At 45.4% G+C, this 16,173-nt stretch carries 14 protein-coding genes; 4 read left to right on the top strand and 10 right to left on the bottom strand.

Going from position 1 to position 16,173, the window contains the following annotated elements; all coding sequences use genetic code 11:
• Positions 1–63: 63 nt before the first annotated feature.
• A complete protein-coding gene (locus VPNCDNU1_RS17280; RefSeq protein ID WP_104401464.1) occupies positions 64–1,029 on the top strand; it encodes a sugar-binding transcriptional regulator in 966 nt (321 codons plus the stop codon).
• Positions 1,030–1,126: 97 nt separating this feature from the next.
• Here the strand turns inward: VPNCDNU1_RS17280 and VPNCDNU1_RS17275 are convergent, their stop codons facing one another.
• From VPNCDNU1_RS17275 to VPNCDNU1_RS17235, 9 genes are all read right to left on the bottom strand, one after another.
• Entirely contained in the window at positions 1,127–2,236 is a 1,110-nt protein-coding gene (locus tag VPNCDNU1_RS17275; protein WP_104401463.1) for an MDR/zinc-dependent alcohol dehydrogenase-like family protein, read from the bottom strand.
• A gap of 43 nt (positions 2,237–2,279) precedes the next feature.
• Complete coding sequence (locus VPNCDNU1_RS17270) at positions 2,280–3,230, bottom strand: D-ribose ABC transporter substrate-binding protein (RefSeq protein ID WP_201797135.1); 951 nt, start codon at positions 3,228–3,230, stop codon at positions 2,280–2,282.
• Positions 3,231–3,338: 108 nt separating this feature from the next.
• Entirely contained in the window at positions 3,339–4,379 is a 1,041-nt protein-coding gene (locus VPNCDNU1_RS17265) for an ABC transporter permease (RefSeq protein WP_104401462.1), read from the bottom strand.
• Positions 4,380–4,414: 35 nt separating this feature from the next.
• Positions 4,415–5,947 carry a sugar ABC transporter ATP-binding protein gene (locus VPNCDNU1_RS17260; protein ID WP_104401461.1) on the bottom strand — a complete coding sequence of 511 codons (1,533 nt, stop codon included), beginning with the start codon at positions 5,945–5,947 and terminating at the stop codon, positions 4,415–4,417.
• Positions 5,944–6,627 (bottom strand): DUF2291 domain-containing protein, encoded by a 684-nt coding sequence (locus tag VPNCDNU1_RS17255; protein ID WP_104401460.1) that lies wholly within the window; start codon positions 6,625–6,627, stop codon positions 5,944–5,946. The genes VPNCDNU1_RS17260 and VPNCDNU1_RS17255 overlap by 4 nt, the downstream gene beginning before the upstream one ends.
• 406 nt (positions 6,628–7,033) lie before the next feature.
• The gene (locus tag VPNCDNU1_RS17250; RefSeq protein WP_104401459.1) at positions 7,034–8,026 is read right to left on the bottom strand and encodes an ABC transporter permease; all 993 of its coding nucleotides are present in this window, start codon (positions 8,024–8,026) and stop codon (positions 7,034–7,036) included.
• A gap of 44 nt (positions 8,027–8,070) precedes the next feature.
• The gene (locus VPNCDNU1_RS17245) at positions 8,071–9,552 is read right to left on the bottom strand and encodes a sugar ABC transporter ATP-binding protein (RefSeq protein ID WP_104401458.1); all 1,482 of its coding nucleotides are present in this window, start codon (positions 9,550–9,552) and stop codon (positions 8,071–8,073) included.
• 11 nt (positions 9,553–9,563) lie between these two features.
• A complete protein-coding gene (locus tag VPNCDNU1_RS17240) occupies positions 9,564–10,325 on the bottom strand; it encodes an SDR family oxidoreductase (protein WP_104401457.1) in 762 nt (253 codons plus the stop codon).
• 142 nt (positions 10,326–10,467) lie between these two features.
• A complete protein-coding gene (locus VPNCDNU1_RS17235; RefSeq protein WP_104401456.1) occupies positions 10,468–11,472 on the bottom strand; it encodes a substrate-binding domain-containing protein in 1,005 nt (334 codons plus the stop codon).
• Positions 11,473–11,904: 432 nt separating this feature from the next.
• Here VPNCDNU1_RS17235 and rpiB point away from each other — a divergent pair, with 432 nt between their 5' ends.
• The 3 genes from rpiB (at position 11,905) to dhaL (ending at position 14,107) form a co-directional block, all read left to right on the top strand.
• A complete protein-coding gene (rpiB, locus tag VPNCDNU1_RS17230) occupies positions 11,905–12,369 on the top strand; it encodes a ribose 5-phosphate isomerase B (RefSeq protein ID WP_104401455.1) in 465 nt (154 codons plus the stop codon).
• Positions 12,370–12,454: 85 nt separating this feature from the next.
• Positions 12,455–13,456: a dihydroxyacetone kinase subunit DhaK gene (locus tag VPNCDNU1_RS17225; RefSeq protein WP_237324162.1), complete on the top strand. Its 1,002-nt coding sequence runs from the start codon at positions 12,455–12,457 to the stop codon at positions 13,454–13,456.
• A gap of 3 nt (positions 13,457–13,459) precedes the next feature.
• Entirely contained in the window at positions 13,460–14,107 is a 648-nt protein-coding gene (gene dhaL / locus VPNCDNU1_RS17220) for a dihydroxyacetone kinase subunit DhaL (RefSeq protein WP_104401454.1), read from the top strand.
• Between the two features lie 111 nt (positions 14,108–14,218).
• On the opposite strand, the gene prfC is transcribed toward dhaL, so the two are convergent.
• On the bottom strand, positions 14,219–15,808 hold the full coding sequence (prfC, locus tag VPNCDNU1_RS17215) for a peptide chain release factor 3 (protein ID WP_104401453.1): 1,590 nt from the start codon (positions 15,806–15,808) through the stop codon (positions 14,219–14,221).
• Between the last annotated feature and the right edge of the window lie 365 nt (positions 15,809–16,173).

The following is a 16,173-nucleotide window of genomic DNA, read 5'->3' as shown; positions in this document are numbered from 1 at the left end:
GACGTTACTTGGAAATACGATTTTGTTAGACTCTGACTATATGCATAGTTCAAGGAATAAACCATGCCGAACGACACCTCTGAATTTCAGTTGATGACAGAAATAGCGACGCTTTACTACATCGAAAGTGAAACTCAGGAAGCCATCGCCAGCAAATTTGATATCTCTAGAATGAAAGTGGGGCGATTGCTAAAAAGGGCACATGCAGAAGGCATTGTGGACGTTCGCGTGAAGCATCACCCCGCTCAACTTAATGATATTGAGCAGAACTTAATTGAAAAATTTGGCATAAAGCGCGCCCTAATTGCACCAGACTACGCCAACCCAGATATACAAAGAAAAGAAGTGGCCGCATTGGTTTCTGACTACTTTACCAGCCAACTGGAAGAAGAAAGCGTCGTCGCTGTCGGAATGGGGCGTAACGTCGCTGCGGTCGCAGACAATGTGTTCGCTGAAAAGCAGCAGTCTTGCACATTTGTGTGTGCCATTGGTGGCTCCCTTAAAGCGGGAGAGTTGATTAATCCAGATCATATATGTCGTCGCTTAGCGAGTAAGTTTGGCGGCAAAAGCCAATCTCTCTATGCCCCTGCATTTGTTCAAAATATGACACTAATGGAGGAGTTACTTAAAAACAGCACAGTCAAACAAACGCTGGATAAGGCACGAAGAGCCGACTTTGCCTTAGTGGGCATTGGCGATATGAGCGAAGATTCCAACATGGTGAGAATGGGCTGGTTCTCTCCACAAGAGATTGCAGAAGCAAGATTGAATGGCACGGTTGGCGACATGATGGGGTATGACTTTATCGATATTCACGGTCAAGAATCGACAACCAAAATGCAGGGGCGAGTCATTGGGTTGCAGTTGGATGATCTATTGCGGATCCCAAATGTTATTGCCATTGCCAGCGAATCGACCAAAGCGGCAGGTATTTTGGGAGCACTACGCACCGGTGCTATCGATACCCTTGCCACCAGTTATGCGAACGCACTTACTGTACTTAGCCTAGATGACGCCATTAAAAAATAAACAAGAAAATCCCCTTACCTACTCTGCTCACTTGTTTCAACTCTGCAGATAGTCTCAACAACTTTCTTTGGCAGATAAGGGGATAGATTTTTCAGCCCTAGGGAACCAGTACGACCTTTAGGGCGTCCTTACCACTACTCACCAAATTAAACCCTTTCTCGAATTCACTCAGTGGAAGAAAATGAGTTACTACATCTTCAGTTGGCAAACTGCCGTCCATGATCCCTTTAATGACCAACGGATAACAGTAAGGTCCTAGGTGCGAGCCAAGTACATCCAGTTCTTTCCTATCACTGATGATGCTCCAGTCCACTGTGACGGGATCTTTAAATACACTGAATTCCACAAATCGCCCCAAGTTTCGGATACAGAGTAGTCCTTGTTCTACTGATTTAGGGTGACCTGTCGCCTCGATGTAAACATCACAACCATAGCCTTCGGTCATGGCTTTAATTTCCGTCTCTGGATTAACCTTAGAAGGGTTGATGATTACATCAGCACCGAATTTCTTCGCCAGCGCCAATCGCTCGTCTTTCATATCCAACACAACTAACGTTTCAGCGCCGGCTTTCTTAGCTGCCCCAATCATACCCAAACCAAGTGTTCCGGCTCCAGCGATCACGACGGTATCCCCAAGCTGAATATTCGCTCGTTGCACGGCATGAAATGAACAGGCATAAGGCTCGATCAATACGGCTTTTTCTATAGGCAGTTCTTCTGGCACTTTAAAATTTATGGCCTCTTTCGGAAACTTCATGTATTCAGCCATTCCGCCGTTTACATTGTTTTGAAAGCCATACACATCGTGCTTTTGGCACATCCAGTACTGCCCACTTTTGCAAAACCGACAATCCCAGCAAGGTACTATCTGTTCTGATATCACCCTATCCCCTACCGCAAAATCTTCGACACCATCGCCAATCGCAACAATTCTGCCAATAAATTCATGACCAGGGATCATGGGTGCTTTTATGTAAGCAGGCTGTGTGTCATCGCCCCAAAAACTCGGGGCACCGCTGTAGGCTTTAAGGTCTCCAGCACAGATACCACAAGCCTCAACTTTGATTAATATCTCCCCTTCGCTTATCTCCGGCGACGAGACTTCTTCCAATCGATAATCGCCAGGGGCATAGGCTACAACGGCCGACATAGTGGTAGGAATTTGGGTATCAGCGTGCTGTTTGGATGATACATGTTCTTCACACATCGCTTTCTCCTTTGACTAAAAAGGTAACCTCAGAAATGGCTGATTACTCAGCCAAAACGAAAGGTCCTGTATATTTGTCGGCGTTGTCCGCCGTAATGAGCAAACAATCGAACAGTTGCTTCTCGGTATCCGCACCTGTTTTACCCGTTCGGATAAAGTTATCTGCCTGACGAATGGACTCCGCAGCAAAGACGGCCACAGGTTGCAATACCGTGTACTCAAGCTCTCCCGCTTTAACGGCATCTACAGCGTCTGGCGAACCATCAAACCCACCGACTTTGACCTTGCTGAGTTTTCCAGATTCTTTCAGCGCGGCAATTGCGCCTAATGCCATTTCATCGTTGCCACTGATCACACCAATGATGTCTGGGTTCGACTGGAGCATAGATTGCATCTTGTTGTAGCCTTGGGTGCGATCCCAATTCGCAACATCTGAAGCCGCAAGTTCGAGATCTGGGTACTGGCTTAATACCGTTTTAAAACCGTTCGAGCGAGTCGCGGCGTTGTTGTCTGAAGGTGCGCCAAACAACTCAACGTATTTTCCGCTTTCGCCCACGCTGTCTACCCATTGCATCGCACCAAGAGCTGCGCCTTGCGCGTTATTCGACACAAGCTGGCTTCTTGCTAACCCTTCTTGGTTTATTTCAGCATTGATAAGGAAAACGGGAATCCCCGCATCGACGGCTTTACGAACCGCACCTATCGAGCCGTCTGCATTTGCTGGATCCAGAATAATAGCCACAGACTTATTGGTAATGGCGGTATCAACTAACTTACTTTCCGTGTTGGTGTCGCCTTTGTGCGCACCCACGTTTGCCTCATACCCCATTTTCAATGCCGTTGCTTTCGCGACTTCACCTTCCGTGTACCAATATGGGTTGGACGGATCATTGATGATGATGGAAATTAACCCGTTTGCCCAAGCGGCTCCACTAAACATAACGGCAATGACCGACAACCAAGTCAGCCAAACGGTTCTCATTTTATTGTTCATTGGTATTGCTCCTTGTCCTAAGTTTTATATCCTTACGTTTTGTTCATGGCTTTGAAGTAAGCTGCAACTTACAACTAAGCCATACTTCGAACTCTAAAGTCTGTCGACCTATCGACGACCGTATTGAATGCTGTTGAGTAGCACAGCAAACACAATAACAGTGCCTGTAAATACCGTTTGCCAATAAGCGGAAACGCCAATCATGACGAGACCGTCCGACAAAAATCCGATAACAAATGCGCCTAAGAGCGTGCCGTTTACGTTGCCTCGCCCTCCAGTCAGTGCCGCGCCACCAATAACCACGGCAGCGATGGCTGTCAGCTCATAGGTAGTGCCAGCAGTTGGTCCAGCTGACGTTAATTGGGAGGAAAGCACTAAGCCAGCAATGGCAGCACACACGCCAGAAATCACGTAAACCCAGACTTTGACTCGCTTCACTGGCACACCCGACAGCTCTGCGGCCCGTTCATTCCCACCAGACGCATACAGCCAGCGACCAAAACTGGTTTTTATCAATACGGTGGCGACAACAGCAGCGACCGTGCCAAGTACAATGACACCAATGGGAACGCCTGCAATACGATTGAATCCAAGCCAATCAAAGCCCGTATTGCCGAGTAATGGATCGCCCGCTAACTTGTTGTACGTCAGCCCGTTGGTCATTAGCAATGCGATGCCTCGGGCAACATAAAGCGTTCCCAATGTCGCTACGAATGCGGGGACTTTGAGATAGGCGATAAGTACCCCATTAACCACACCAACTAGCGCTCCCAAGCCACATGTCAACAAGACAACAACCCAAACCGGAGGATAGATAATGACGCCTCCCCACTCCACAGTAATACCTTGCATTAGGAAGCCAGCGAATACACCACATAGCCCCAAAGTAGACCCTACAGAAAGATCAATTCCGCCATTCAAAATAACGAGTAACATCCCTATCGCTAACAAACCAAAAATTGCGACATGCGATGACATAATCATCATGTTTTCAATGGTGAGATAGTGAGGAGACAGCAGTGAAAAGGAGATAACAATGGCAATCAAAGCGAAAAACGCCCTCCCTTCCAATAAAAACCGAGCTAACTCTTTGCCTTTACTAAGCTGCGATTTGGGTTCCAAACGGGACGTTTGAATCTCTGTGGACATATCCCTTACTCCATAGTGATTGAGTTTGTTATTCGCTAGGCGATGAGCGATTCACCTGATGCCGCCATGATGTCTTCCTTGACAGCATTTGAGTCAAAAATGGCGGAAATTTTCCCGCGGCGAAGCACCACAATTCGATGTGCGATGCTTAAACACTCTTCCACTTCTGATGTGGAATAAATGACTGATAAGCCTTGTTCAGCCTGTTGACTAAGCAGCTTAAACACTTCCGCTTTCGCACCTATATCGATGCCTCGGCTTGGCTCGTCCAATAAAATGACTTTAGGTTTTGTCGCCAGCATTTTGCCTATAACGACTTTTTGTTGATTGCCCCCAGATAACGCACCGATATGGCTTTTAGGTCCATCAGCTTTTATGGTGACGTTTTGAATTGAGCGGGCAATCAATGTCTCCTCACTGCCTTTCGAAAGCACATAACGCTTAACAAAGTGTCCGATGCTGGCAAGCGATAAATTGCTGCCCACATCCATGGTTTGAACCAAACCATCACGCTGGCGATCTTCTGGTACCAATACCAACCCAGATTGGATTCTTTCGGAAATGCTCATTCCGGTTAGTGTGTTACCTTGCATCTCGACATAACCATCGGACGCTTTCAGGCGTCCCGCTATACACTCCATGAGCTCTGTTCGCCCAGCCCCCATTAGCCCGTAAATACAAACAATTTCGCTTTTATGAAGGGAAAGAGAGAGTTGATCGATAGATTTGAATTCAGAACCTGAAGGGTCGTCGACCGACAGGTTTTTGATATCAAGTACCACCTCTCCTTCCATCTTATCTTGCGGTGGTTTTCCCAAACTGTAGTTGTCGCCAACCATATGCCTCACTATCCAGCCAAGATCGATATCGGCGCGCGGGGCATACGCGGTCATCGCTCCATCTCTTAGCACTAAGGCGTGATCTGTAATTTGGAGCGCCTCTTCTAGGTGGTGCGATATATAAACGATGGATACGCCTCGGCTTGTTAGGTCTCTGATCACCTTAAACAAAACCTCCACCTCTGCTGCACTGAGTGCAGAAGTAGGTTCGTCCATGATGAGGATTCTTGAATTGACCGATAGTGCACGCGCAATTTCAATCAATTGTTGCTGACCTAAGCGCAAATCTTCCACTAGCGTGAGTGGATCAATATTCTCTTCTAACTCGCTCATCAACGCGCGTGTCTGGCGCTCTTCTTCCGCATAATCCACGCCAAAAGATGCTTGAATTTCACGCCCCATAAAAATGTTATCTCGAACATTTAAATTAGGTGCCAAGCTAAGTTCCTGATGAATAATGCAAATGCCATTGTCGCGCGCCTCGTTAGAAGACTGAAATACGACAGGTTCATTGTTAAGTAGAATATCACCAGTGGTTGGACGAAGAATGCCCGAAAGTACATTCATCAAGGTCGATTTCCCTGCACCGTTTTCACCAAAGAGCGTAGTGACCTGACCTCGGTAAATGGAAAAATTAACGGCTTTAAGGGCATGAGTGTTACCGAAAGACTTTGAAACCTGCCTTGCGTCCATGATCACGTCATTGTTGCCGTTCATTATCGTATTCATGGCAGAACCTCAAACTGAACCGGAGTCACCAACCAATTTTTGGCATTAATAAGCTTAAATACCCCAACGACGGCAACTTTTTTGCCCTCAAGGCTTTTGGCGTCTATCGAGGCTAGCACTTGTTTTTTCATTTCGTTATTTAAAGCCGCACCTACATTTTGGTATTCGATTTGATTTTTAAACTGGTTGAACTCAATCGAACCCGTCGCATCCCTTAAATCGGTGCCGTTGATTGCCGGCCCAGTTTGAACTCGTAATCGAATATTTGCAGGCATGCCCTCAACGTTAACCGTCCAAATGCCTGATTTGCCTTTGTCTGCCAGCCCTTGAAATGTCACTGGAATAACGGATCCGATGCCACCTTTTGATTTAACGCCGTATTTTTTAGCGGCTTCTTTTTTATTCAGGGTAATCGCGGCCGCCAAGTCCGCAGCGTCTATTGCTCGTGAAAAAACGCTACTTTGAATGCTTGGGAATGCTTTCACTGCGTAGCCTTCTACAGAAAAAGCTTGTTGACGCGTATCCTCTTTCGAGCCAATTCCCACAAACGTGGTATCGAGTATCGCAGCGATAACCAAAGCAAAAAAAACAATCCACAGCCACAGCCTTCTTGCGAAAAGCCCGTGCGTGAAAAGCCCGTGTGTTTTTCTTTCTGGTATCAATGAACTGCTATTTGTCATTCTGTCTTTCCACAACGTTCAAAAACTGTTCATTTGTATACTACTAAAAACATTTGAACATTTAGTGACAAAGATCACGATATAACCGCTATCATGTATCAAATTTAAAACAAAATATTAACACAAATTTAACTTAATGTTTTATAACAATAATTTAAAACTACAAAAACCTCGATCTATAAAATCAAATTCTTGGGAAAATAAAGGGAATGGAATGAATGGAAGAGTCGATTTAAGAAAAACCGTATTACAAGCGCATAAAAAAGGTGACAAATTGCCACCATTTGATACAAAACAAAAACAAATGAACACAATAAAGAACACACGTTCTATTCATGCTATTTGAATCTGCCTCGTTATACCCAAATAACTTTAGTTGCTTGGGCTGCGTATTTTGGTTTACGCATTACTCTTTCAACCGTGAACGATCCATCATCACAGCTAACACGATGATCGCGCCTTTCACGACTTGCTGGTAAAAAGAAGAGACGCCAAGAAGATCGAGACCATTATTTAATACCCCAATAATCAAAGCGCCAAACAGTGTCCCTACAACACTGCCAACCCCACCTGCTAAACTTGTTCCACCAATAACCACCGCTGCAATCGCATCTAATTCATAAGCGACACCGGCTTGTGGCAACGCGGCAGAAGTTCGAGCAGACAAAACCAACCCCGCTAACCCACTGAGTAAGCCAGCGATTCCATACACGCTAAACGTAATCCATTTAACATTGATACCAGAAGTTCTGGCTGCCTTCGGATTGCCGCCTACAGCGTACACATAACGCCCATAGGTGGTGTAACGAAGTACAAACCAGCTGATTGCAAATACCGTTAGAAACAAAATGACAGGCATGGGAACGCCCATAACCAAACCTTGACCAATGAATTTGTAGCTAGGATTTAAATTGGAAATGGGCATACCGTCGCTGTAAATAAGTGTTAGCCCACGCGCCATACTCAGCATACCGAGAGTCATGACAAAAGGCGGGACAGCAAAACGAGCGATCACAAAACCATTTGCTGCCCCCAGTGCCAACCCCGCCCCCATACCAAAAATTACAGGGGCTAAAATAGCAGTGTTTCCTGAGCCTGTCGCAAAACTCGCTGCGACCATGGCTGTGAAAGCCACCATAGATCCTACCGACAAATCAATTCCGCGCGTCAAGATCACAAAGGTCACCCCTAACGCTAAGATGCCGTTAATGGATGTCTGACGGAGTACATTGATTAAGTTATTAGCAGTCAAAAAATACGGGCTAGCGATCGACAGTATTAAGCAAATGGCGATAAACGCCAGCACAATGCCGTACTTTGATGCCCACCCTCGCCAATTCGCACTTTGATTGGTCACCGATACTTTTTGATTTCCCGATGTGTTCTGTTCTGTTCCCATGAATTCAATCCTTCGACTACGTCTTTCTTTCAATTTTGGGGCTTCTAAGAGGCCAGTCTAGATAGCGCTTCTTGGCTCAGCTCTTCCCGTGAGAGCTCTCCCGTCACTTTTCCTTTGCGAAACACGATGACTCTATCGCTCATACCCAATATTTCTGGAATTTCAGATGACACCAAAATAATGGCTTTGCCTTCACGAGCGAATTGAGACATAAATTGGTATATCTCTCGTTTAGCGCCTACATCCACACCTCTAGTGGGTTCATCCAGTAATAGCACTTTCGGCTGGGTTGCCATCCATTTCGCTAACACGACTTTTTGCTGATTACCGCCACTTAAACTTTTGACTTCCATGTCTTTCGTTGCTTTTATCGAAAAGCGATCAAACATGTCATCCGATACCGTTTGTTCTTGGTTTAACTTAACTAATCCCCAGTGAGACAACTGGTTTAATGACGCATATGAGATGTTTTTCAGCACGCTGGCTTCCAAAAAAAGCCCGCTGCCTTTTCTGTCTTCTGTAACCAAAGCCAAGCCTTTGTCCATGGCCTGTTTGGGTGATTGAGGCTGATAACGCTCGCCACTCAATTCGATCTCTCCTTGGCTGGGCTCTCGAATACCAAATAACGTTTCCAGAAACTCGCTTCTTCCTGCTCCCATCAACCCGAAAACGCCTAAAATCTCCCCCTGATGAAGGGTTAAATCGATGGACGAAAAAGCCTCTTCGAGCTCCAGTTGATGCACATGTAATAGGGGAGAATCCGTCAGTTGATTGAATTTGGCGTATTCTTCTTCCAACTCAGAACCTAAAATCAAGTTGATCAGTTCGTGATGGTTGATCTCATTCATCGCGCCGGATTGAATGAACTGACCGTCTCTGAAAATGGAATAGTCATCGGCAATGCGAAATAGCTCGTTCATACGGTGTGACACGTAAATAATCGAGGTACCTGACTCCTTAAGTTGGTGCATAGTTTCAAACAAATCGTCAACTTCTTGCTCACCAATTGCCGACGTCGGCTCATCCATAATGATAATTCGAGCGTTGTACGATATTGCTTTGGCAATTTCCACCAGCTGAATTTGCGACAAACTCAGTTCGCGCATTAATGAACTCGCAGATATATCGAATTTCAGATCTCGAAGCAGCTTGCTTGTGTCCACTTCCATCAGATCTTTATTGACGACCAAGCCGCCTAGCTTTTTAGGCTCGCGTCCTAGATAAATATTTTCTGCCACCGTCATATCTGGCACTGGCTCTAACTCTTGGCTGATAAAGGAGATTCCTGCTTTTAATGCTTGAGATGGGCTGGAGAATTTGACTGGCAAGCTATTCAGTAAGATCTCTCCTTCATCTCTCGCGTAAATTCCCATTAAAACGTTCAGAAAAGTTGATTTACCCGCCCCATTGCCACCGCACAGCGCATGAATGGTGCCTTTGCGAAGGTTCAGCTCCCCTCGTTTGAGAGCTACGACACCAGAAAAGGTTTTCTTAATTCCAGTGGCTTGTAGAACATATTCCGTCATCCTATTCTCCATTACTGGATAGTGTAGCCACCATCAATAACTAGATTTGCACCACTTATCATGGCCGCTTCATCACTTGCTAAATAAATAGCGGCGGATGCGATTTCGTGAGGCTCGGCAAAGCGACGCGTCGGTATTTTCATTTTCATCTCTTCAGCGACATCGCCTGACCACGCCTTCTTTCCTAATTCCGTTAAAACGACGGTAGGGGAAATGGCGTTAACCGTGACACCCAATGGCGACCATTCCAGCGCTAATACTTGAGTAAGAGAAATCACACCCGCTTTACTGGCGCAATATGCCAAGTGTTTATCTATCGCTACCATGCCAGCTTGAGACGCAATATTTACGATTCGCCCCACCCCATTGGCGACCATTTCTCGCCCGACTATTTGACTCATGAGATACACCCCTTTCAGGTTCACGTTCATGGTGTTGTCCCAATCTTTATCAGACAGTTCGAGTGCATCGTCTAACGCAACGATTCCGGCACAGTTCACCAGAATATCGATCTGACCAAAGCGCTTTTTCACTTCATCCGTTGCGCTTTGAACACTTTGTCGGCTAGTAACATCAACTTGAAGCCCCAGTGCTCTGTCGGCACTGAGCTGCTTAGCCGCTTTATCGACATCTGGGTGAACATCAAGCAGCACGACATGGGCTCCTTTCGCTAAAAAAGCCTCACAAATTGCGTGACCTATCCCGGCGGCACCTCCGGTAACCATCGCTGTTTTACCAGTTAACGAAAAAGAGTGATCCGGTAATTGCTGCATGCCAATCTCCTTTGATAAATACATAGCTCTAGGCAATACGTAGCTCTAGGCAAATAAATAACTTTAGACACTTAGATAACTTTAGGTAGATAAATAGCTATAGCGCCCAAAACCATTGGCTTTGGGCGCTATTTGAATCGAGTTAGTTACCGCGTTTACTGAGTAACTGCTCTACGTTATCTAGAGTGACTGGCGTCCACGGCACGTTGTAATGCTTTTTCATACCGTCAGCCCAAGGCATTCCCGATTTGTACGCAGCCCAAATAGGGGATTTCGGTTGATAGTCGTTTCCAACCACCTGGCGAATGGCTACATCAATCGCACCATGAGCCTGAGCTTGCGCATCTTGCAGTACCGATTCCATGCTGCCATCTTTAACCGCTCTCAACGCATCCGTTATGCCATCGACACCAGCAATAGAGAAATCTTCCACCTTTAAGCCAGCAGCTTTAATGGCTTCAATTGCGCCTAATGCCATTTCATCATTTTGCGCAATGATACCGTCAATTTTCCCACGGTGAGCCGTAAGCCAGTTTTCCATTAACGAAAGTGCTTCAGCACGAGACCAGTTTGCCGTGCGCTTTTCTAAAACCGTCACATTCGAATTCTTATCCAATACATTCTTGATGCCTTGAGCACGGTCAATTTGAGCAGATTGCCCAATCGGGCCTTCAATAACGACAACGTTGCCTTTGAAGCCAATTTTCTCCAATACCGCGTTAGCAACCATTTCACCGGCTTTCACATCGTCAGATCCAACAAACGACGCAAGTTGGTCAGAGTTACAACGTGTATTCGATCCTACGACTGGAATATTGGCTGCTGCCGCTTTGGCAACAGCACTGGCACAGGCAACGGCATCAATTGGAACAAAAACGATGGCATCAAATTGGCGAGTCACCATGGTGTCAAACTGGTTTTCTTGCACCAATGCGTCATATCGACCATCAAACACAGTGACTTCTGCATCTCCAGATTTTACGGCAGGGTGCTGTTTGGCGGCATTACTCCACAACTGCATAAATTCAGCCTGCAGGCCGTACACTGCCGCACCAATCCTGACTGGTTTAGCTGAAACCGTACCCGCACCAAGAGTAAGAGCAGCTGTCGCTAGTAATAATGATGTTTTCCTAAACACATGTTTCATATTAATTCCTTTTATTCGCTGCCAAAGCCTTTCCTGAAGAGCGCAATGCCCAAATAATTTTGGCTTTGTTTTATAGGATAGTCAGAAGTGAGAAGCCTGCTTGTTTACGCATATTGTTTACGCACACAAACATGAACATTCGTTCCCCTATCGTTCATTTGAATAATACGACCAACATTTGAACAATGCTTGCTTGAGATCACACATTTTTAACAAGGTTTGTCTCAATTGTAATAACATCAAAATCAACATAACTTAAATTACTGTTTTAAAACATTAAATACGAAGTCACAATAAAAATAAGAGGTAAAAGAAAGGAAATTACACATTTGACAGTTGACTATTTTTACAACAATCTAGGGATAACAAACGAAAATCAATGTGTTCATATGTTCAATATAGAAATCACATGGACATACATGAGGAGGCAGGATGGACGATTTTTCAATCGCCATTGGAAGTGATGATGCGGCAACGGAATTGAAGAACATCATCATGGTATTTCTAAAAGAGCAAGGCTTTGAAGTAGAAGACTATGGTGATCTATGCGTTGACGACACCAGTTATCCAGACGTTGCTTTTGAGCTGGCAACATCCATTCAATCAGGCAAACACCAGCGTGGGATACTGCTTTGCGGTACTGGAATTGGCATGGCCATTACGGCTAATAAAGTGACTGGAATTCGTGCGGCTCAGGCTCATGATACCTATTCAGCTCAGCGCGCTAGGAAAAGCAACAACGCCCAAATTCTTACATTGGGGGCAAGGGTGGTTGGGTCTGAATTGGCTAAAGAGATTGTCAAAGCTTTCCTTGAATCCGAGTTTGAAGCAGGACGATCAGGTCCAAAAGTTGAACGAATTCAATTTTATGAAAATGCTTCGAGTAAGAAAGACTAAAATTTAACCTAATGTAACGTTATTTATTCTCAATTGAAGTAACGTTAGCTGACCCTATATTAAAAATAGAAGGATGGAACCTGCTATGATGCAAAGAATCATCAATGACCCCGATCAAGTCGTCGAAGACTCTCTAAAGGGGTACCTCTCTGCTTATCCGCACTATATCACCGCTACCGACAACCCAAGAGTAGTTAAAAGTAGCCAACAACATACAGAAAAAGTAGGTGTGATTACGGGGGGTGGTTCTGGTCACGAACCCGCTTTTTTAGGGTATGTAGGGCAAAATTTATTGAATGCTGTAGCCATAGGTGAAATTTTTTCTTCTCCGACTGCGATCAGCTTTTTAGATGCCGCCAAAGCCGCAGATTCTGGTAAAGGAGTCGCATGTTTATATGGTAATTATGCTGGCGATAACATGAACGTCAAAATGGCCTGTAAAATGGCTGATAAGCAAGGCATTACCATTAAAACTGTCGTAGCAAATGACGATGTTCCTTCCGCTCCTCCAAGTGATTTAGAAAAGCGACGCGGTGTTGCTGGCGAAATTCTTATGTGGAAAGTAGGCGGCGCAGCGGCAGCTCGAGGCGACGATTTAGATACAGTTATTGAACTGGCACAGCACGCCATCGACAATACTCGCAGCATTGGTATTGGGTTATCGCCTTGCGTTATTCCTGCCGTTGGAAAACCCAATTTCCATATTGAGCCGGGGAAAATGGAGGTCGGAATCGGGCACCACGGTGAGCCAGGAATCGACGTGAGCGATTTAGTCTCCGCGGCAGACATGGCGAAAATCATGACCGACGCTGTTATTAATGATCTGCCCTTCTCTGCTGGTGACGATGTGGTGGTTTTGATTTCTGGCTTAGGAGCAACTCCGAATAACGAACTTCACATTTTGTATCATGAAGTAGCATCCCTGCTTGAACAGCTGAGCATCCGTATTCATCGCCAATATGTTGGTGACTATTTTACCTCTTTGGAAATGCACGGTGCGACGCTGACAATTATGAAAGCAGACGATAGGTTAAAGCCTCTAATTGACACACCCGCGCATTCCATCGGCTTTCATCAGGAGGGGTAAACCATGCCACACTTAAATGCTGCAGATGGTAAGGACATCATGATCGAAATTTGCGATGTGATTGTTGAAAACAAGGTCTATCTCAGTGAGATAGATGGTCTTATCGGCGATGGCGATCATGGGATCAATATGGCGAAAGGGTTTGCCATGTGTAAATCTGATCTGGAAAAGCTCAACGAGGTTAACCTCGGTCAGTCCTTTCAGGTTCTCGCTAATATTCTAATGGGATCGATTGGCGGTTCGATGGGACCGATTTATGGCAGTATTTTTGTCTCTATGGGGATAGAAGCCGAGGATAAAAAGCAAATCAGCCCAGAGGATTTTGTCACGATTTTATCTGAAGGGTTAGTTGGATTAAGAGATATCAGCGACGCTAACGTGGGTGATAAGTGCATTATGGACACTTTAGTACCAGCAGTTGAAGCTATGAGAAAAAGTGTACATGAAGGGTTTTCGTTCGAAGGCAGCCTAATCAACATGGAAACTGCAGCAAAAGCGGGCGCGGAATCCACCAAAGACTTAGTCTCTAAAATCGGTCGTTCTAGTCGGCTTGGAGAGCGTTCAGTTGGGGTGTTAGATGCTGGTGCGGTATCGTGTAGCCTAATATTAAGCCAGTTCGCACAATCCACTATATCCCGACTTCAGGATTGATCCTTATCCAGACTTCAAGAATAAACTCTATCTAGCGGTTCTGAACAAACTAAAACGTCGCCAACAAGGCGACGTTTTTAATTGGTTTCCGCGAACGGCTTTCTCTAACAATTAGTGCTCACGAGTGGCACGGAAGTTAATTTCTGGGAAACGCTCTTGCGCAAGGTTTAAGTTAACCATGGTTGGCGCAATGTAACTTAGGTTATCGCCACCATCGAGCGCTAGGTTAGTTTGATTCTTACGCTGGAATTCATCCAGTTTTTTCTCGTCATCACACTCTACCCAACGAGCCGTTGCCACGTTAACACCTTCATAGATTGCTTCAACGTTGTATTCAGACTTCAACCGAGCCACAACAACATCAAACTGAAGAACACCAACGGCACCCACGATCAAATCGTTGTTTTGCAGTGGACGGAACACCTGTACAGCGCCTTCTTCTGATAGCTGGACTAGCCCTTTCAGAAGCTGCTTCTGCTTCAATGGATCTTTCAATCGAATACGGCGGAATAGCTCCGGAGCGAAGTTTGGAATACCTGAGAACTTGAGGTTTTCACCTTGTGTAAAGGTATCGCCGATTTGAATCGTACCGTGGTTATGTAACCCAATGATGTCGCCAGCGTATGCATTTTCTGCACGAGCTCGGTCGCCCGCCATGAAGGTAACAGCATCGGAAATGCTAACTTGCTTACCAAGACGAACGTGATTCATCTTCATGCCTTGCGTGTACGTTCCTGACACAATTCGCATGAATGCAATACGGTCGCGGTGTTTCGGGTCCATGTTTGCCTGAATTTTAAAGACAAAGCCCGAGAATTTTTCTTCTTTGGCTTCGACTTCTCGTTCATTTGCTTGGCGAGATAGAGGTTCTGGTGCCCACTCAGTCAAACCATCCAACATATGGTCGACACCGAAGTTACCCAATGCGGTACCGAAGAAAACAGGGGTGAGTTCGCCGCTTAAGAACAGCTCACGATCAAATTCATGGGAAGCACCTATCACCAATTCAAGTTCTTCACGCAGTTGCTCGGCAAGTTCTTCACCAATGGCTTCGTCCAGTTCAGGGTTGTTCAAACCTTTTACGATATGTTCGTCTTGAATCGTATGACCTTGACCCGTCGAGTACAGAATCGTCTCGTCACGATGAATGTGGTACACACCTTTGAATTCTTTACCACAGCCAATAGGCCAAGAAACGGGTGCACAAGCCATATTCAGCTCGCTTTCAACTTCGTCCAACAACTCCATTGGATCACGGATATCACGGTCAAGTTTGTTCATGAAAGTCACGATAGGCGTGTCACGCAGACGCGTTACTTCCATGAGTTTACGAGTACGATCCTCGACACCTTTCGCCGCATCGATCACCATCAAACAGGAATCAACTGCGGTAAGGGTACGGTAAGTATCTTCCGAGAAATCTTCGTGTCCTGGGGTATCCAATAGGTTAACCAAAGACTCGTTGTACGGAAACTGCATGACAGAGGTGGTTACCGAGATACCACGTTCTTTTTCCATTTCCATCCAGTCGGATTTAGCGTGTTGGTTAGAGCCACGACCTTTTACCGTACCTGCAGACTGAATCGCACGTCCGAATAAAAGGACTTTTTCTGTAATGGTGGTCTTACCCGCATCTGGGTGAGAAATAATGGCGAAGGTTCTACGTTTAGACACTTCTTGCGTAAATGGAGAATTAGACATGGTTGTAATCTTCTTTATTGATCACTGCTTTAAAGTAGCAATGACATTGAAACTGGTATGCACGACACACCCAACTTGCTGTTTAAAAACAAGCTTTAGGTACAATATGCGAGGTATAAACTGCGTATTTGGATTTCAGGCTATTACATCGTCTTGTCGTCAGGCGTGAGCAAATGGCGCAATTGTATGAGATTCGCGCTCAGCTTTCCAGTTGGTTATCGATAGTACACCACCTAAGAGGTGGTTTGAGTATAGTACTCGTTATTTTCGATTTACGTCTTAACGCCTATCGACTTATACAAACCAAGCATTTTATTCATCTAATTGACTATCTTGCGAGGTGATTCAAAGTTTATACTGGTGCA

The organism is Vibrio penaeicida, from assembly GCF_002933855.1.
In the GTDB taxonomy this organism is placed as follows: domain Bacteria; phylum Pseudomonadota; class Gammaproteobacteria; order Enterobacterales; family Vibrionaceae; genus Vibrio; species Vibrio penaeicida_A.
The sequence above is the reverse complement of the archived record's forward strand: the minus strand, read 5'-3'. Positions and strand labels throughout refer to the sequence as shown.